This window comes from Pseudonocardia adelaidensis, assembly GCF_039543345.1.
Lineage (GTDB): Bacteria > Actinomycetota > Actinomycetes > Mycobacteriales > Pseudonocardiaceae > Pseudonocardia > Pseudonocardia adelaidensis.
This window is the reverse complement of record NZ_BAABJO010000004.1, coordinates 277,493-294,926: the sequence shown is the minus strand read 5'-3', so window position 1 is coordinate 294,926 and position 17,434 is coordinate 277,493. Positions and strand designations below refer to the sequence as shown.

Below are 17,434 nucleotides of genomic sequence, written 5' to 3'. Positions count from 1 at the left end.
GAGATGGCCATGCCACTGCGCCAGTCGATGCGCCTGGCGGGCTACCTGGTGAAGCAGAAGCTGGCGGGCCGGGAGCGGTTCCCGCTGCTCGTCGAGCTGGAGCCGCTGTTCGCGTGCAACCTCAAGTGCGGCGGCTGCGGCAAGATCGCGCAGCCCGCCGCGCTGCTGAAGCAGCGGATGCCGGTGGAGCAGGCCGTCGGTGCGATCCAGGAGTGCGGCGCCCCCATGGTCTCGATCGCGGGCGGCGAACCGCTGATGCATCCCCGGATCGACGAGATCGTGCGTCGCCTGCTCGAGCTCAAGAAGATCGTCTTCCTGTGCACGAACGCGCTGCTGCTGCCCAAGCACCTGCACCGGTTCACCCCGCACCGCGACTTCGCCTGGATGGTGCACATCGACGGGCTGCGCGAGCGGCACGACGCGTCCGTGCGCAAGCCCGGCGGGTTCGACGCCGCGGTCGCCGCGATCAAGGAGGCCAAGGCCGCCGGGTTCCGGGTGATGACCAACACGACCTTCTTCACCGACGACACCCCGGCCGACGTGATCGACGTCCTCGACTACCTCAACGACGAGCTCGGCGTGGACAACATGCAGATCTCGCCCGGCTACGCCTACCAGAAGGCCCCCGACCAGGACGCGTTCCTCGGGGTGCGGCAGACGCGGGAGCTGTTCGCGAAGGCGTTCGCGGGCGGGCGGCGCAAGCGGTGGCGGCTCAACCACACCCCGGTGTTCCTCGACTTCCTCGAGGGGCGCCGCGACCTGGAGTGCACGCCGTGGGGGATCCCGTCGTACTCGCTGCTCGGCTGGCAGCGCCCGTGCTACCTGCTCGACGACGGGTACGCGGCCACGTACCGGGAGCTGATCGAGACCACCGACTGGTCGGCGTTCGGCCGCGGCCGCGACCCGCGCTGCGCCAACTGCATGGCGCACTGCGGCTACGAGCCGACGGCGGTGCTCGCCACGACGACGTCGTTGCGCGAATCGATTCGCGCGGCGGTGGGCAGGTGATCGCATGGCCCTGCTCGACGGGATCAGCGGACCGGCCGACCTGCGCGGCCTGCCCGAGGCGGCGCTATCCGGACTCGCCGCGGAGATCAGGGCTGAGCTCACCGCGACCGTGCAGCGGACGGGCGGGCACCTCGGCCCCAACCTGGGCGTCGTCGAGCTGACGATCGCGCTCCACCGGGTGTTCGACTCCCCGCGCGACCCGATCGTCTTCGACACCGGCCACCAGGCCTACGTGCACAAGCTGCTCACCGGCCGCCGCCCCTGGTTCCCCCGGCTGCGTGCCGCGGGCGGACCGTCCGGCTACCCCAGCCGGGCCGAGAGCCGGCACGATCTCGTGGAGAACTCCCACGCCTCCACCGCGCTGTCCTACGCCGACGGGCTGAGCCGGGCCTTCGCGCTGCGCGGCGAGCCCGACCGCACCGTCGTCGCCGTCGTCGGGGACGGCGCGCTGACCGGCGGGATGTGCTGGGAGGCGCTGAACAACATCGGCGCGTCGGCCCGCCCCGTGGTCGTGCTGCTCAACGACAACGGCCGCTCCTACTCACCGACCGTGGGCGCGATCCCGGCGCACCTGGCGGCACTGCGGGCGGGGAAGGGCGGGCCGACCCTGTTCGAGCGGCTCGGCCTGGCCTACCGCGGGCCCGTCGACGGGCACGACCCGGTGGCCGTCCAGCGGGAGCTGGCCGCGGCGCGCGCGCTGCGCCGTCCGGTCGTCGTGCACTGCGTCACCGTCAAGGGCAAGGGCCACCCGCCTGCCGAGGACGACGCCGTGGACTGCATGCACACCGTCTCGCCGCCCGGCGGCGCCGGTGGCCCGGGCTGGACCGCGGTGTTCGGCGAGGAGCTGTGCGCCATCGGCCGCGAGCGCGACGACGTCGTCGCGCTGACCGCGGCCATGCTGCACCCGACGGGGCTCGCCCCGTTCGCCGCCGCGTTCCCGCGGCGGGTCGTCGACGTCGGCATCGCGGAGCAGCACGCCATGACCTGTGCGGCGGGCCTGGCGATGGGCGGGCTGCACCCGGTCGTCTGCGTGTACGCCACCTTCCTCAACCGCGCGTTCGACCAGACCCTGATGGACGTGGCGCTGCACCGGCTCCCGGTCACCCTCGTCCTCGACCGGGCCGGCGTGACCGGGCCGGACGGGCCGTCGCACCACGGGATGTGGGACCTGTCGCTGCTCGGCGCGGTCCCCGGGATGCGGGTGGCCGCCCCGCGCGACGCCACCCGCCTGCGCGCGCTCCTGCGCGACGCCGTGGCGGATGCCGGGCCCACCGCGCTGCGGTTCCCCAAAGGCGCGCCGGAGCGGGAGCTGCCCGCCTGCGGCCGGATCGGCACCGCGGACGTGCTCGCCCGGCACGGCTCGGGTGGGGTACTGCTGCTGCCGGTCGGCCCGTGCGCCGCGCCCGCGCTCGCCGCCGCCGCCGACGCCGCCCGCGACGGCGGGTGCGTCACCGTCGTCGACCCGCGCTGGCTGCTGCCCGTCGACCCGGCCCTGGTCGCCGCGGCCGGCATGTTCCGGGCCGTGGTGACCGTCGAGGACAACGGCGCCGCAGGCGGCTACGGCGACGCCGTCGCGCGGACGCTGCGGGCGGCCGGATCACCCGTGCCGGTGCACACCGTCGCGCTGGAGCAGGCGTTCCTGCCCCACGGCTCCCGCAGCGACCTGCTCGCCGGGACCGGGCTCGACGCGGCCGGGATCCGGCGCGCGATCGAGGACGCCGACACCGGCGTGCCGGCACCGGTGCTCCACCCGTCGGCCGTCGGATGAGGGGCCCGTCGACGAGACGTGCCTCACTTTCCGGCGCGCCGGACTTTGCGCTCCGTTGCCGATGGGCAACCGTTGACCGATGAGTGCCTCTCCGGCTCAGCAGAACCACGAATGGCGCGACGAGCTCGTCGAGCTGCACGTCCTCGCCGCCAACGGCGACAGTGCGGCCGCCTCCGCGGCGGAACGACGCATGGCGGACGATCCGGCGTTCCGCAAGGCGTGGACCGAGGTGCAGGCGGCCTGCGACAAGGTCAACGCTTCGGCGGACCCGGGGCGGTAGGGGCGCGTCCCTGCCCTGCCCTGCCGGCACCCGGCCCGGGCTCAGTGCCGCCGCGGCCGGTCGCCACTCAGCCCGTCCCGGCCGTCGTGGTCCTGATCCAGTCCGCGAGGGCCTTGGCCCCTCCGGCCGGTGCGTCGGCCCGCCTGCTCACCAGGCCGACCTCGACCGACGGCAGGGGCCGGTCCAGGTTCAGCGGCGCCAGGCCGCCCGGCGGGACGGGGCCGGCGTAGGCCGGGTGGAAGACCCCGAGGACCCCCAGGCCGGCCGCGGCGGCGAGCACGCGCGCCTGGATCCCGTCGATCTCGAGCGTCACGTCGGTGGGGCCGAGGTCGAGGTCGTCGAGCACCTTCTCGTAGTGCACCCGCTCGACGTCGTCGAGGGGCGCCGCGATCAGGCCGGCGCCGGCGACCTGGGCCACGGTCACCGTCTCCTCGCGGGCCAGCGGGTGGTCGCGGGCCACGAAGAGCGTGAACCGGGCCGCGTGCAGCGGCTCGTAGTGCAGGCCCGCCGGCACCTGCCAGCCGATGACGTAGGCCAGGTCGACGCGATGGTCGGCCACGGCCTCGGCCAGCCGGACGCTGTGCCCGAAGCGCACCGACAGCAGCACGTCGGCGTGCGCCCTCCGGTACGGCGCGACGATCTTGTCGAAGAAGAAGGCCTGCTCGAAGGCGATGCTCGCTCCGAGCGTCGCCCGCCCGCGCTGACCGCCGCGGAGGCTGCGGACCATGTGCTGCTCGTCGCGCAGCATCCGCTGTGCCCACCGGTAGACCTGCTCGCCCGCCGCCGTCAGCCCGACCGTGCGCCGCTCGTAGCGCAGCAGCTGCACGCCCAGGTGGCGCTCGAGCCCGTGCACGTGGAACGAGACGGTGCCCTGGCTCAGCCCGAGGTGCCCCGCCGCGGCCGAGTACCCGTTGTGGTCGACGACGGCGACGAGAACCCGCAGCTTGAACAGGTCGAGACCCACGCCCACATCCTCGCGGCGGACCGCGGTCAGCGCAGAACGGCCGCCTCGTACCGCACGGGCGCCGCGACGTCGAGGAGCTCCCACTCCCGCATCCAGCCCTGGGTGCGGTCGAACATCTCGCGCGTGTAGGGCTGCGGCACGATCCGTTCCCCCGGGCCGAAGCGGCGCACGTCGACCAGTTCCAGCAGGTCGGCGGGCAGCTCCCGCGCCCAGTGCCGGGTGTAGCGGTGCGGCTCCAGGTCGATCTCCTGCTGGGCGCGCAGGAGCGCCCGGAAGTAGCGCTCCGCGTCCTCGGCGTCGACCTCGGCGGCGAGCAGGAAACCCATCACGAACGTGGTGTCCACGAGCTTGCGGAAGCCGCGCTGCTCCAGCACGTACGCCGACGCCCCCCACGCGTTGACGGCCGGCACCTTGCCCTCCAGCAGCAGCCGGGTGCGGTCGAACGGGAAGCCGTAGAAGCCGAGCGTCACCTGCTCGCGGGGCAGGAACGCCTCGAGGGCCTGCAGCGCCGAGTAGTGGCTGCCGGAGTGGTACCCCACGCCCACCTCCACGCCGGCGAGGTCGGCCGGGGCGCGCAGCGACGAGTCGGCCGCGACGTAGATCCCGGAGGGGCACACGGAGTACGCGCGGCCGTACATCTTCCCGTGCTGGGCGGTGGCGGCCGCGTTCACCGCCCAGTGGCAGGCACAGGACACGTCCGACGACCGCCCGGCCTCCATGTCCTCGAACGCGCCGGTGCGCACCTGCAGCGGCGCGGCGCTCGCCGCGCTCACCCCGGGCGCCGAGCCACCGGCGAAGCCCGCGTCGAACTCGTAGGCGAGGCCCTCGTCCGTGAAGAAGCCACGCTCCTGCGCCACCCACTCGTGCAGCCGCACGTGGGGCTGAATCCGGAACACCATCGTCCGCTCCCGCCTGGCGGTTCCGGGGCGCCCCGTTGGCGACCCCGGACCGTGCCCCGACGGTAGGAACCCGCGCCGGTCCCGGCAACGGGCTGCGATCGATCCGTCCATCAGGAACTTCGATGGATGGAGCCGTTCGGCTCCACGCTCGCGCCTCCCCTCTTGACGCGAGCGAGGCAGGCTGCGCAATATGGGCCCCTAACAGTTAGGGCCCCTAAGTGAGGAGTGGCATGGACGATCGGCGCGGGGAGGACCTCGGCGTGCTGCTCGTCTCGGCGTCCGCCCGGCTCAGCCGCCTGTACGGGCGGGTGCTCGGGCAGCTGGACACCTCGCTCACCTACCGCCAGCACCGCCTCCTGCGCCGCGTGTCCGAGGGGCACACGTCGATGGCGGCACTCGCGGCGCTCGGCAACCTGACGGTCCCGACGGTGTCGGAGAGCGTCGAGGGACTCGTGCGTCGCGGCCTGCTGGACCGTCAGGTGAACCCGCAGAACCGGCGCCAGATGGTGCTGAGCGTGACCGCGGTGGGGCGCGAGGCGAAGGAGGCGGGCGACGCGGCGCTCCAGGCGGCGAACGACCGCCTGCTCCGCGTCGTCCCCGACGGGCACCGGCAGGTGCTCCAGGAGTCGCTGGCGTCGCTCTACGACGCGGCCACCGAGGCCTTCCGGCAGCCGGACGCCACCGCGCCCGCGGCGGCCGGAGCGGCTCGCCTCACCGAGACCTGAGGCCCGCCCCCGGCCGCGGCGGGAGCGGCGACCGGGTGCGAGAGGAGACCACGATGAAGTGTTCGCTGTCCCATGGGACCGGAAGACGGCGCTGGCAGGTGGCGCTGCTGGGGGTCGTGAGCCTCGCACTCGTCGCGTGCGGTGGCGGGGGAGACACCGAGGCGCCGGGCGCGGCCGCGAGCTGCGGCCCGCTGACCGAGCCGCAGAGCGTGACGCTGGGCGTGAACCCCGGCGCCCAGGACCTCGTCACGTACGTCATGCAGGAGCAGGGCTTCGCCGAGAAGCACAAGCTCCAGCTGGACGTCAAGTCCTTCCAGAACCCGGCCGCCCTGCACGCGGCCATCGGCCAGAAGGCCGTCGACGTCGGCTTCGGCGGCCTCACCGCCATGGCCACGGCGCGGCAGCAGGGCCGCGGAGCCATGATCTTCGACGTTCTGACGAGCCCCTCCAACGTGGTCGTCACGCGCGCCGACTCGGACATCCGGAGCTTCTCCGACCTGCGGGGGCGCAAGCTCGGGGTCTTCGGCGGCCGGTCCAGCGCCACGTTCGCGATCACGTCGATCGTCGCGAAGGGGAAGTACGGCATCGACAGCCTCGAGAAGGACGTCGACGTCGTCGAGGGCCCTGACGCCGCGGTGCTCGGTCTGCTGGACGAGGGCAACATCGACGCCGCGTTGATCGGCACCACGGCCACCGTCCAGGCCATGCTCTCGGGTAAGTACCGCGTGCTGAGCGACATCTCGGAGGACTACCAGGCGACGTACGGCAAGCTCCCCGGCCACGTCATGGCCGCGACCACCGACGACTACGCCGCGTCGCACTGCGGCGTGCTCAACGCGTTCAGCGCGGCGCTCGACGACACCGTCGCGTTCATCCAGACCGACGGAGGCGTCTGGGCGGACTACGCGAAGAAGATCGAGCTCACCGACCCGCGGGCGCCGCAGCTGCTCCACGAGCGGGTGGCGTCGCGCTACATCGCCGACTGGAACCAGGACCAGGCCGACGCCGAGGCCGCGCTGATCGAGCAGCTCATCCCGGTGCTCGGCGCCGACAACTTCGTGCCGGCCGTACCCGAGGGACTCTTCCGTACCGACCTGCGGACGGGAGCGGAATGAGCACCGACACGACGGGCACCCCCACGGGCGACGTCGCGCCGGTCGTGCCGGTGGCGGGGAAGGCCGATCTCCTCGCCCCGGAGCGTCGCTCGTGGCGCGGGGTGTGGCTGCGCGCGCTGTCGCTGCTCTCCCTCGTGGTCGTCTGGTTCATCGCATCGCTCTTCCTCTCGCCGAACGTGCTGCCCGGCCCGGTGACGGTGGTCGCGACCATGATCGACAACCTCGGTGAGTCGGAGACCTACGTCGACCTGGGGACCACGGTCTACCGCGTGGTGGCGGGCATGCTCGTCGCCGTCGGCGCCGGGCTCGTGATCGGCCTCGTCATGGGGCTGTCGAAGTTCGGCGAGGAGTTCCTCGACAGCTGGGTCCTCGTCGCCTTCACCGTGCCGTCGGTGGTCTACGGCATCCTCGCGATCCTCTGGTTCGGCCTGAACGACATCGCCGCGATCGTCGCCATCGGCGTCACCGCGACCCCGGCGGTCGCGATCAACATGTGGCAGGGCGTGAAGGCCATCGACCTCTCGCTGATCCGCATGGGCCGGGCCTTCCACTTCTCCCGCGCATCGATCCTGCGCAAGCTCGTGGTGCCCCAGGTGATCCCGTTCCTGCTCGCCGCGCTGCGCTACGCGCTCGGCCTGGCCTGGAAGATCGCCACGGTCGTCGAGCTGATCGGCCTGTCCAGCGGCGTCGGCTACCAGCTCGGCTACTGGTTCGGGCTGTTCAACATGACCCAGGTCCTCGCCTGGACGATCTTGTTCACGATCGTCCTGCTGCTCATCGAGTTCGTGATCCTCAAGCCCACCGAGTACTGGCTGACCCGGTGGCGCCCCTCCATGCACAACTGACCACCGGTCCCATCAGAACGGCACAGCAGAACCAGGAGCAGGCGACGTGGCCGAGCCCTACCTCGTCATCGACAACGTCCGCAAGCAGTTCCCGCGGCGCGGGGAGCCACCGCTCACCGTGATCGACGGGCTGAACGTCGCAGTGGAGAACGGCTCCCTGCTGTCCATCCTCGGCCCGTCGGGCTGCGGGAAGTCCACCCTCCTCAACATGATCAACGGTCTGGACGACGTCACGTCGGGTCGCATCCAGATCAACGGGCACACCGTGAGCGTCCGGTCGCGGTCGGCCGTGCGCATCGGCGTGGTGTTCCAGGAGCCGCGGTTGCTGCCGTGGCGCACCGTCCGCGACAACGTGCGGCTGCCGCTGGACGAGCTCGACGTCCCGCGCGAGGAGGCCGCCCGGCGCGTGCAGCGCTACCTCGACCTCGTCGGCCTCGGCGAGTTCGGCGACTACTACCCGCTGCGCCTGTCGGGTGGGATGCAGCAGCGCGTCGCGCTCGCCCGCGGCCTCGCGATCGAGCCGGACCTGCTGCTCGCCGACGAGCCGTTCTCCGCGCTCGACGAGATCACCGCCCGCAAGCTGCGCCAGGAGTTCACCGAGATCTGGCGGGCGACCGGCCGCACGGTCCTGTTCGTCACCCACAACATCCGCGAGGCGGTGTTCCTGTCCACGCGCATGCTCGTCGTCACCGCGCGGCCGTGCACCACGCACATGGACATCGCGATCGACGTCCCGTACCCGCGGGTGCCGGAGGACGACCGCCTCTTCGAGATCGAGAAGCAGATCACCCGCGACTTCATCCACATGGAGGAGGCCGCCAGCGCCGACCAGGGAGCAGCCGTATGACGGACCATTCGGACCAGGCGGATTCCGCCGAGCAGGAGCTGCGGTACGCCCGGGTGCGCGCGGCGATGGCCGAGCGGGGCCTGGATGTGCTGCTGGCGTACGGGCCGGGGTGGCGGCGGGAGAACATCCGCTACCTCTCCGACGCCCGGGTGGCCGGTAGCGCCGCGCTCGTCCTGGTCCCCGCCGTCGGCGAACCCGTCGCGTTCTCGACACGGCCCGCGGATCTCGGGGTGATCGCGGCTCGGGGCTGGGTCACCGAGGTGGCCCGGCTCGACCTGGGTGGGGCGGCGCTGACCGATCGGCTGCGCGACCTGGCGCCCTCCCGGGTGGGCATCGCGCTCCGGGAGTTGCTGCCCCAGGCCCTGGCGGAGGCGGTGACGACGGCGGTGCCGTCCGCCGAGGTGGTGTCGGCGACCGGGTTGCTGGATGACGCGCGCATGGTCAAGAGCGACTGGGAGCTGGCGCAGATGCGCCGGTCGGCCGCGGTGTGCGCGGCGGGCTGGCAGAAGTTCGTCGACGTCCTGGAGCCCGGGCTGCCGGAGTACCGGCTCGTGGCCGAGGTGGAGGCGGAGCTGAAGCGCCTGGGCGCGGAGGACAACTTCATGTTGATCGCCTCCGGTGGGGACGAGGTGACCGGTATGACGGCGCCGACGTCGCGGCTGCTCGAAGAGGGCGACATGGTGCGCACCGAGCTGACCCCGCAGATGAACGGCTACTGGTTGCAGATCTGCCGTTCGGCGGTCGTCGGGAAGGCGAGCGACGCGCAGCGGCGTTCGTTCGACCTGTTCAACGAGGCGGTGGAGGCGGGTCTGTCGGTGGTGCGGCCGGGGATCACCGCGCACGAGGTGGCGGTGGCGGAGAACGACGTGTTCCGCAAGTACGGCTACGGCGAGTACTGCGGGGCGACGTACACGCGGGTGCGGGGGCACGGGCACGGCCTGCACCTGGACGAGACGCCGATCATCGAGGGCAACCACACGGTGTTGCCGGAGCGGGCGGTGTTCATCGTGCACCCGAACACGTTCACCCCGATCGCCGGATACCACGTGTTGGGCGATCCCGTCGTCGTGACGGCCACCGGCTACGAGGTGTTGATCGAGACCGAACGGATCCTGTTCGAGACGCCGCGGGAGGTGGCCGCCTGATGAGCGAGCCTGCGAGCTCACCGATCGACGCAGTGCGTTCGCGAATGCGGCCGACGAGCGCCAGCGAGGAGGCGGCATGAAGCGCGGGTTGGTGGTGCTGGACCCGGCGGAGGTGTCGGAGGCCGAGCGGACCGGGCGGGTGTTGCGGCTGCAACGCCGGCTGGCCGCGGAGGGGGTGACGATCGCGCTGGACTACGCGGACGTGCACCGCTCGGACGATCTCGCCTACCTCACGAATCTGTGCCTGTACTGGAACGAGGGGATCCTCGCGGTTCCGGTCGTGGGGGAGCCGACGTTCCTGATGAAGCTGTCGCCGCGGGTGCACCCGTGGATGCGCCGCTCGTCCACGTTGACCGATCTGCGTAGCGGAAAGGGGTTCACCGCCCTGGTCGAGGGCCTCCTCGGAGGGCTCGAGCCCGGCGTGCTCGGGCTGGTCGACGCCGCGCTCTGTCCCGCCACCGCGGTCGAGGAGGTGCGGGCCGCGGCACCGGGCTGGGAGATCCGGCCCTTGGGTGGGCTGGTGCGGGAGCAGCGGCTGGTGCCCTCGGCGGCGGAGCGGGCGCTGCTGCGCGACGCCCAGGCGCACCTGGAGGCCGGGCTCGACGCCGTGAGCGCGACGGGTGGGTCCGACGGTGAGCGGATCGCTCTCGTCGAGCAGGCCTTGCGCGGGGCGGGGTTCACCGACGTGTTCGCCGAGGTCGTCCACGGTCCGGACGGGGTGGCCGCGGTGGACGTGACCGGGCAGTACCGCTTCTGTTGGGTGCGGGCCGCCCGCCTCGTCGGGCCGAATCCGCCCTGGGCCCGCGAGCTCGACCGGGCGCTGGCCGCGGCGGTGGCCGCGGTCGCGCCGGGAGTCGCTGCCTCCGCGCCGGTCACCGCGGCCGAGGAGGTGCTGGCCGGGCTGCCGGCGGGCGCGGTGGCCTCGGCGACGGTGGTGCACCAGGCCGACCTGTCCACCGGCGGTGACTACGCCGACCCCGCCGAGCCGGTGCCCGCCGGTGCGGTGGTCGTGGTCGGCGTCGAGGTGCTGTTCCCCGACGGCGGCCGCGTCGCCGTCACCGAGACGGTCCCGGTGGAGGCGTCATGAGGGTCCTGTCCAACGCTGACGTCGAGCAGGTGCTCACCCCGGCCGAGTGCATGTCGGCCCTGGAGACCGCCTACGTCGAGCTCGCCCAGGGCAAGGGCGCCAACCGCCCGCGCAACCACACCTACTTCCCGGTGGAGGACGAGCGCCACCCGGGCTTCCGGTTCCGGTTCAAGTCGCAGGAGGGCGGCACGGTCGGCAGCGGCGTGTGGGCGCTGCGGATCACCTCCGACATCGCCGGCGTCGAGACGCTCGCGAACGGCGTGCAGCGCAGGCGGCTGATCCCGGCCGCGCCGGGCGGGCGCTACGTCGGGCTCGTGACGCTCTACAGCCTCACCACGCTCGAACCGCTCGCGATCCTGCACGACTCGGTGATCCAGAAGATGCGGGTCGGCGCGACGTCGGCATTGGGCATCCGGGAGCTGGCGCCGACGGGCGTCCCGGTGGCCGGGATGTTCGGCTCGGGCTGGCAGGCGGAGGCGCACCTGGAGTGCCTGCTGATGGTGCGCCCGGAGATCGAGGAGGTGCGCGTCTACAGCCCGACCCCGGCCAACCGGGAGAAGTTCGCGGCCACCTGGAGCGAGCGCACCGGCAAGCGGATCGTCGCCGTCGACGAGCCGCGCGGCGCCGTCGAGGGCTGCCGGATCGTCACGTGCGCCACCGCGGCCATGGACCCGTGCTTCGACGGGGCCTGGCTCGAGCCGGGCAGCCACGTCACCGCGATCACCTCGCCGGACGGCACCGCGACCCGCCGCGAGCTCGACGACGCGACGTTCGACGAGGCCGACCGCATCGTCGTGCTCTCGCGGGAGCAGGTGCACCACGACAAGCAGTTCGACATCCTCGGCCCGGTCGAGCGCGGCCGGATGGGGTGGGACGACATCCACGAGCTGGGCGACCTGCTCACGGGCGCGCGGCCGGGCCGCACGCGCGACGGCGAGACCACGATCTTCGCCAACAACACCGGCATGGGGCTGCAGTTCGCCGCGGTCTGCGCGCGGGCGCTCGCCCTCGCCGAGGAGCGCGGGCTGGGGCACGAGGTGCCGACCGACTGGTTCCTCGAGGAGACGAGCCCGTGACCGTCAGTGCAGGAGCCGTGGGCGGCCGGGCGATCGTCTTCGGCGACGACGTCAACACCGATGTGATCATCCCGGGCCGCTACCTGGTGAGCATCGACCCGGCCGAGCTCGCCGAGCACGCGTTCGAGCCGCTCGGCCCGGAGGTCCAGGCGCGGCTGCGGGAGAGCGCCGTGGTGGTGGCCGGGCGCAACTTCGGCTGCGGCAGCGCGCGCGAGCAGGCCTCGACGTGCCTGATCGGGGCCGGGATCGGTGCGGTGGTCGCGAGGTCGTTCTCGCGGGTGTTCTTCCGCAACGCGATCAACACCGGCCTGGTGGCCGTGGAGTGCCCGGACGCAGTGGACGCGATCGAGGACGGCGGTGAGGTGCTCGTCGACTACACGGCCGGGACGGTCACGGTCGGATCCGGGACGTTCGCGTTCGCGCCGTACCCGCCCGGGCTGCAGGTGATCCTGGAGGCGGGTGGGCTCATCCCGTACCTCATGAGCCAGGCGGAGGCAGGACGACGTGGGTAGGACGTTCGCGCAGAAGGCCCTGGAGCGGGCGTCGGGGGAGAAGGATCTGGTCCCGGGCCAGATCGTGGACGCGTTTCCCGACCTGTACATGAGCCACACCGCGAGCTGGCGCTGCATCCGCACGCTCGAACGGATGGGCTGGCCGGACCTCTACGACGTCGACCGGATCGCGATGGTCATGGACCACATCGCCCCGGCCGACAACGCGAAGACCGCCGGCTACCACGCGCTGTGCCGCGACTTCGCGCAGCGCAGCGGGGTGACGAAGTTCTTCGACGTCAACGCGGGCATCGCGCACGTCGTGCTGATGGAACGCGGGCTCGTGAAGCCGGGCGAGGTGATCATCGGAACCGACTCGCACTCCACCATCTACGGGGCGCTGGGCGCGTTCGGCACGGGCGTGGGGTTCAGCGAGATCACGGCCACCTGGGTCACGGGCAAGCTCTGGATGAAGGTGCCGGAGTCGATCCGGGTGGAGGTGGACGGGCCGCTCGCGCGCGGGACGTACGCCAAGGACGTGATGCTGCGGCTGATCGGCGACATCGGCGCCGACGGTGCCACGTACTGCTCCGTGGAGTTCCACGGCAGCTACGTCGAGGCGATGTCGGTGTCCGAGCGGATGACGCTCTGCAACCTCGCGATGGAGATGGGGGCGAAGAACGCGTTCGTGCCGCCCGACGCGACCACGCTGGCCCATCTCGACGAGGCGGGCGCCGACCGGGGTTCCTACGAGGTGCTGCTGCCGGACCCGGACGCGGAGTACCGGCAGGTGGAGCGGGTGGACGGGCGTTCGCTCGTCGCCCAGGTGGCCGTGCCGCACACCGTCGACAACGTGGTGCCGGTGACGGAGGTGGCCGGCACGAAGGTCGACCAGGTGTTCATCGGCTCGTGCGCCAACGCCAAGTACGACGACCTCGCGATCGCGGCCGACGTGCTCGCCGGGAGGACCGTGGCACCGGGCGTGCGGCTGATCGTCACGCCGGCGTCGAGCCGGATCATGGCGAAGGCCGCGAGCGACGGGATCGTCTCGACGCTGCTCGCGGCGGGCGCGACGATCACCAATCCCGGCTGCGGGGCGTGCGCGGGCGTCGGCGGCGCGATGGCCGACGGGGAGGTCACGTTCTCCACGGCCAACCGCAACTTCCAGGGCCGGATGGGCAGCTACCACAGCAGCATCTACCTGGGCAGCCCGGCGACGGCGGCGGCGACGGCCGTGCGCGGTGTGATCAGCGACCCGCAGGAGCTGCTGGCATGAACATGGTCGAGAAGATCCTGGCGCGGGCCAGCGGTCGCCGGTCGGTGGAGCCCGGCGACGTGGTCATCGCCGAGGTCGACTTGTTGATCATGCACGACCTGAGCGGCTACCTGACCTCGCGCGTGTTCGACCAGCAGGTCGGCGGGCAGGTCCGGTACCCGGAGCGGGTGGCGATGGTGTTCGACCACCACTTCTCCCCGCCCACGGAGGACGCCGCGGCGATGCTGGAGGCCAACCGGGAGTGGGCCCGCCGCACCGGCACCCACCTCCTGGACTGCGGCAACGGCAACATCCACCACGCCGTGGTGCAGCGCGGGCTGGTGCGCCCCGGCGGGATCGTCGTGGGCTCCGACAGCCACACGCCCGTGCACGGCGCGCTCGGCGCGCTCGCGGTCGCCCTCGGCAACGACTCGCACGCCGGCACCGTGCTCCCGTACGGCAAGGCGTGGTTCCGGGTGCCGGAGACGGTGCGCGTCGAGCTGGTCGGCACGCCGCAGCCGGGCACCACGGCGCGGGACGTCGCGCTGTGGCTGGTCGGGCGGATCGGGGAGGGTGGGCTGATCTACGCGGCGGTCGAGTTCACCGGCCCGTACGTCAAGGAGCTGGGGTTCTGGGACCGCTGGCTGTTCCCCCTCCTGTGCGTCGACCTGGGTGCGAAGTGCAGCTTCGTGGAGCCGGACGAGGTCACCGAGGAGTTCGTGGCGGGCCTGCCGCCCGGCGCCCCGGACCGGTACGAGCGCGGTGACGGCGGAGATGAGTCGACGGTGCTGCGGTTCGACGTCGGTGAGGTGGTGCCGCAGGTGGCATGCCCGCCGACGGTCGGCAACCTCGCCGACGTCCCGGACGTGGCGGGCCGGCCGGTGCAGTGGGCCGAGCTCGGCGGGCACGCCGGCGGGCGGCTCGAGGACTTCCGCGCCGCCGCCGCGGTGCTGCGCGGGCGGCGCGTCCATCCCGACGTCCGGTTCAACCTGGTGCCGTCCAGCCGGGTGGTGTTCACGCAGGCCCTGCAGGAGGGCCTGGTGCTCGCCCTGCACGAGGCCGGGGCGACGTGGTTCCCGCCGAGCACCGGCTCCAACCAGGCCTACAACATGGGCGCGATGGCGGCGGGCGAGGCGATGATCTCCACGCACGCGCGCAACTTCCCGGGCCGCAACGGGAGCCCCGACGCGAGCATGTACCTCGCCGCCGCGCCCACGGTGGCGGCGTCCGCGGTCACCGGCACGATCACCGACGCCAGGGGGCTTCGATGAGGGCACGGGGTCGCTGCTGGACGTTCGGCGACAACATCCCGACCGACCGGCTCGTGAAGACCAAGTACGTGGTGGAGCCGATGGAGGTGATCGTCCAGCACGTGCTGGAGGACCTGAACCCGCGATTCCCCGTGGAGGTGGCCGCCGGCGACGTCGTCGTCGCCGGGAAGCACTTCGGCCAGTCGTCGGGGCGGGCGATCGCGGTGAAGGCGCTGCGGGCCACGGGCATCGGCTGCGTCGTGGCAGAGACCTTCGCGCGCACCTTCTACCGCAACGCGTTCGAGGTGGGCCTCCCGGTGCTGGAGCTGCCCGGCGTCACGGACCTCGTGTCCGACGGCGATGTGCTGAGCGTCGACGTCGCCGCCGGGCTGTTCCGCAACGAGACCACCGGCGTGCAGCGCGAGGTGCCGCCGGCGGACGCGTTCCTGCTGGACATGTTGGAGGCCGGCGGGTTGATCGCGCTGGCGAAGGCCCGCCCCGAGTTGTTCGCGGACCAGGTGCGCTGATCAGCCGGGCGGCAGCCCGTCGAGCACGAGGCCCGGCACGCGCGCGAACTGGTCGTCGGCGGTGCCGGCGCCGGTCGCCCCCAGGTCGGCGAGTACCTCGGCCGGCCGCGGGTGCGGTCCGCGTCGCCCGCCCCGGGCGAACATCTCGCGCCGTCCCTCGACGAGCTCGTGATCGAGTAGCACCCGAACACGCCGGTGCACGACGTCCTGAAGGGGATCCTGGTGCCTGAGCGGGGCGCACCCCGCTGATCCCCCGTCAGGCTGTGTGCGGCGCGGCGAAGACGACCACGGCGTCGAGGTGGTGCCGCGCGCCGGTACACGGCCTCGGCAGGGAACGCGCCCGCGACAGCCCGCCCGCGGGGACGGGCCGGCCCGGCAGAAATGTCGGGGGTCGCGCCTACGTTGCAGGGGTAGCGCAAACCTCCGGCACGATGGCAGAGGAGTCCGCAATGACCGCCGCACTGCGCGACGCCGCAGCCCGCGACGCCGCAGCCCGCGACGCCGACTGCGCCGAGGTCGAGTACCTCCCCCCGTGCGCGGAGCCCCGGCTGTTCGCGACGGGCGCCGGCCGGCAGATCGCCGAGACCACCCAGCTCCTGCTCAGCGCCCTCAACGGCGCCGTCGCCGACGCCGCACGGGCCGGCACCACCGACACGGGTGCCCGCCGCGCCGCGGCCGAGCTCCTCGACGCGCGCGTCGCGGTCCTCCAGGCCGTCGCCGCGGCCGGCCGGGTCCTCGCAGACCGGGAGCGGATCCTCGACCTGCCGGCCGCCGGCGGTTCCGCCCCGAGCGCGGCATGAGGGAAGCGACGTGGTCTCCTGTCATCGGGAGGAGGAACCTGCCGTGAGCGAGAGCCCGCCCGTCCCCGTTGCACTGCGGACGTTCATCGACGCGACGAACGTCGGCGACTCCGACGCGTTCGTCGCCGTCTTCACCGAGGACGCGATCCTCGACGACTGGGGCCGCGTGTTCCGGGGGCAGGACGGCGTGGCGGCGTGGAACCGCACCGACAACATCGGCGTCCGGTCGCGGTTCGAGCTCGTCGGGCTCGAGCGGACCGACGACCCGCACCGCGTGGTCGCGACGCTGAAGGTCACCGGCGGCGGCTACAACGGCACCGGCCCGATGACCTTCGAGTTCCGCGGTGACCGGATCGCGCGGCTCGTGATCGCCCCCACCGCCTAACGGCTCACCGGGCTCGGCCGGTCGCGGACCCGAACCGCTGCTGGTACGTGCGCGGTGCCACGCCGACACGCAGGACGAACGCCCGGCGCATCGACTCCGAGGTGCCGAACCCGGCCGCGCGGGCGGCGTCGGCGACGCTCAGGCCCTGCTCGAGGCCGCGCTTCCCGGCGTCGATGCGTACTTCCTCCACGTACCGGGCGGGCGTCATACCCAGTTCGGCCCGGAACAGTCGGGCCAGGTGGCGCGGGCTCAGCGCGGCCGTCGCGGCCATCCTCGCGATCGAGTGATCGCCACCGGGATCGGCCACGACCGCGTCCGTGACCGCCCGCAGCGCGTCGGAGCGGGGTCGCGGGTGCGCCGTGGACGGTGAGAACTGCGACTGCCCGCCGGGCCGCTGCAGGAACACGACGAGAGATCGGGCGACGGCGCGGGCCACCTCGCCGCCGGCGTCCTTCTCGACCAGTGCGAGCGCCAGGTCGATCCCCGCCGAGACCCCCGCGGACGTGAACACCGGGCCGTCCTGCACCCAGATCGCGTCCGGCTCGACCGTGATCCTCGGATAGCTCGCCGCCAGCAGCCGAGCGTGCTGCCAGTGGGTGGTCGCACGCCTGCCGTCCAGGGCTCCCGCCGCGGCCAGCACGAACGCACCCGTGCAGATCGAGCACACCCGGGGGGTGCGCGCGGCGAGCTCGCGCACCGACCCGACCAGCTCGGGCTCGATCGCGCGGCCGACGAGGCGGTCGCCGCCCGCGACGAGGACCGTGTCCAGGTCGACGCCGAAGTCCGCGTCGACGTTGATCGCCAACCCGGTGGAGGACGTCACCTCGCCCTCGCCGACCGCCACCAGCTCGTACCTCGTGCCGCCGATGCGGTTGGCCTCGGCGAAGACCTCCATCGGGCCGGCGACGTCGAGCAGCTTGACGCCGTCGAAGACCACCACGCCCACCCGATGGCCTGTCATCCGTCC

20 protein-coding genes are annotated in these 17,434 nt (G+C 72.8%); 16 read left to right on the top strand and 4 right to left on the bottom strand.

The window, feature by feature from the left end; all coding sequences use genetic code 11:
- Positions 1-3: 3 nt before the first annotated feature.
- The 3 genes from hpnH (at position 4) to ABEA81_RS07090 (ending at position 3,056) form a co-directional block, all read left to right on the top strand.
- Entirely contained in the window at positions 4-1,008 is a 1,005-nt protein-coding gene (hpnH, locus tag ABEA81_RS07100) for an adenosyl-hopene transferase HpnH (RefSeq protein ID WP_345604012.1), read from the top strand.
- 4 nt (positions 1,009-1,012) lie between these two features.
- Positions 1,013-2,776 (top strand): 1-deoxy-D-xylulose-5-phosphate synthase, encoded by a 1,764-nt coding sequence (locus ABEA81_RS07095; protein WP_345604011.1) that lies wholly within the window; start codon positions 1,013-1,015, stop codon positions 2,774-2,776.
- A gap of 79 nt (positions 2,777-2,855) precedes the next feature.
- Positions 2,856-3,056, top strand: a complete 201-nt coding sequence (locus ABEA81_RS07090) for a hypothetical protein (protein WP_345604010.1) — start codon at positions 2,856-2,858, stop codon at positions 3,054-3,056.
- A 67-nt stretch (positions 3,057-3,123) separates the two neighbouring features.
- Here ABEA81_RS07090 and ABEA81_RS07085 read toward each other — a convergent pair whose 3' ends face one another.
- Together ABEA81_RS07085 and ABEA81_RS07080 are read right to left on the bottom strand one after the other, a co-directional pair.
- Complete coding sequence (locus ABEA81_RS07085; protein ID WP_345604009.1) at positions 3,124-4,020, bottom strand: LysR family transcriptional regulator; 897 nt, start codon at positions 4,018-4,020, stop codon at positions 3,124-3,126.
- Between the two features lie 26 nt (positions 4,021-4,046).
- Complete coding sequence (locus ABEA81_RS07080; RefSeq protein WP_345604008.1) at positions 4,047-4,919, bottom strand: ABC transporter substrate-binding protein; 873 nt, start codon at positions 4,917-4,919, stop codon at positions 4,047-4,049.
- Positions 4,920-5,149: 230 nt separating this feature from the next.
- Between ABEA81_RS07080 and ABEA81_RS07075 the strand changes: the two genes are divergently transcribed.
- From ABEA81_RS07075 to ABEA81_RS07025, 11 genes are all read left to right on the top strand, one after another.
- Complete coding sequence (locus ABEA81_RS07075; protein ID WP_345604006.1) at positions 5,150-5,644, top strand: MarR family winged helix-turn-helix transcriptional regulator; 495 nt, start codon at positions 5,150-5,152, stop codon at positions 5,642-5,644.
- 53 nt (positions 5,645-5,697) lie between these two features.
- A complete protein-coding gene (locus tag ABEA81_RS07070) occupies positions 5,698-6,759 on the top strand; it encodes an ABC transporter substrate-binding protein (protein WP_345604005.1) in 1,062 nt (353 codons plus the stop codon).
- The gene (locus ABEA81_RS07065; RefSeq protein ID WP_345604004.1) at positions 6,756-7,604 is read left to right on the top strand and encodes an ABC transporter permease; all 849 of its coding nucleotides are present in this window, start codon (positions 6,756-6,758) and stop codon (positions 7,602-7,604) included. The genes ABEA81_RS07070 and ABEA81_RS07065 overlap by 4 nt, the downstream gene beginning before the upstream one ends.
- A 46-nt stretch (positions 7,605-7,650) precedes the next feature.
- Positions 7,651-8,451: an ABC transporter ATP-binding protein gene (locus ABEA81_RS07060; protein ID WP_345604003.1), complete on the top strand. Its 801-nt coding sequence runs from the start codon at positions 7,651-7,653 to the stop codon at positions 8,449-8,451.
- Positions 8,448-9,596 (top strand): M24 family metallopeptidase, encoded by a 1,149-nt coding sequence (locus ABEA81_RS07055; RefSeq protein ID WP_345604002.1) that lies wholly within the window; start codon positions 8,448-8,450, stop codon positions 9,594-9,596. The genes ABEA81_RS07060 and ABEA81_RS07055 overlap by 4 nt, the downstream gene beginning before the upstream one ends.
- 76 nt (positions 9,597-9,672) lie before the next feature.
- On the top strand, positions 9,673-10,683 hold the full coding sequence (locus ABEA81_RS07050) for an aminopeptidase P family N-terminal domain-containing protein (RefSeq protein WP_345604001.1): 1,011 nt from the start codon (positions 9,673-9,675) through the stop codon (positions 10,681-10,683).
- Positions 10,680-11,759 carry an ornithine cyclodeaminase family protein gene (locus tag ABEA81_RS07045; RefSeq protein ID WP_345604000.1) on the top strand — a complete coding sequence of 360 codons (1,080 nt, stop codon included), beginning with the start codon at positions 10,680-10,682 and terminating at the stop codon, positions 11,757-11,759. The genes ABEA81_RS07050 and ABEA81_RS07045 overlap by 4 nt, the downstream gene beginning before the upstream one ends.
- Entirely contained in the window at positions 11,756-12,271 is a 516-nt protein-coding gene (locus ABEA81_RS07040) for a LeuD/DmdB family oxidoreductase small subunit (RefSeq protein ID WP_345603999.1), read from the top strand. The genes ABEA81_RS07045 and ABEA81_RS07040 overlap by 4 nt, the downstream gene beginning before the upstream one ends.
- Positions 12,264-13,526: an aconitase/3-isopropylmalate dehydratase large subunit family protein gene (locus tag ABEA81_RS07035; protein WP_345603998.1), complete on the top strand. Its 1,263-nt coding sequence runs from the start codon at positions 12,264-12,266 to the stop codon at positions 13,524-13,526. Before ABEA81_RS07040 ends, ABEA81_RS07035 begins: the two co-directional genes overlap by 8 nt.
- On the top strand, positions 13,523-14,776 hold the full coding sequence (locus ABEA81_RS07030; protein WP_345603997.1) for a 3-isopropylmalate dehydratase large subunit: 1,254 nt from the start codon (positions 13,523-13,525) through the stop codon (positions 14,774-14,776). Before ABEA81_RS07035 ends, ABEA81_RS07030 begins: the two co-directional genes overlap by 4 nt.
- Positions 14,773-15,282, top strand: a complete 510-nt coding sequence (locus ABEA81_RS07025) for a LeuD/DmdB family oxidoreductase small subunit (RefSeq protein ID WP_345603996.1) — start codon at positions 14,773-14,775, stop codon at positions 15,280-15,282. The genes ABEA81_RS07030 and ABEA81_RS07025 overlap by 4 nt, the downstream gene beginning before the upstream one ends.
- Here the strand turns inward: ABEA81_RS07025 and ABEA81_RS07020 are convergent, their stop codons facing one another.
- The gene (locus tag ABEA81_RS07020) at positions 15,283-15,465 is read right to left on the bottom strand and encodes a hypothetical protein (protein ID WP_345603995.1); all 183 of its coding nucleotides are present in this window, start codon (positions 15,463-15,465) and stop codon (positions 15,283-15,285) included. It lies immediately after the preceding gene.
- A 266-nt stretch (positions 15,466-15,731) separates the two neighbouring features.
- On the opposite strand from ABEA81_RS07020, the gene ABEA81_RS07015 reads away from it, so the two are divergent.
- Both ABEA81_RS07015 and ABEA81_RS07010 read left to right on the top strand, forming a co-directional pair.
- The gene (locus tag ABEA81_RS07015; protein ID WP_345603994.1) at positions 15,732-16,082 is read left to right on the top strand and encodes a hypothetical protein; all 351 of its coding nucleotides are present in this window, start codon (positions 15,732-15,734) and stop codon (positions 16,080-16,082) included.
- 43 nt (positions 16,083-16,125) lie between these two features.
- Positions 16,126-16,467, top strand: a complete 342-nt coding sequence (locus tag ABEA81_RS07010; RefSeq protein WP_345603993.1) for a nuclear transport factor 2 family protein — start codon at positions 16,126-16,128, stop codon at positions 16,465-16,467.
- A 4-nt stretch (positions 16,468-16,471) separates the two neighbouring features.
- On the opposite strand, the gene ABEA81_RS07005 is transcribed toward ABEA81_RS07010, so the two are convergent.
- A complete protein-coding gene (locus ABEA81_RS07005; RefSeq protein ID WP_345603992.1) occupies positions 16,472-17,428 on the bottom strand; it encodes a GlxA family transcriptional regulator in 957 nt (318 codons plus the stop codon).
- Positions 17,429-17,434 lie beyond the last annotated feature (6 nt).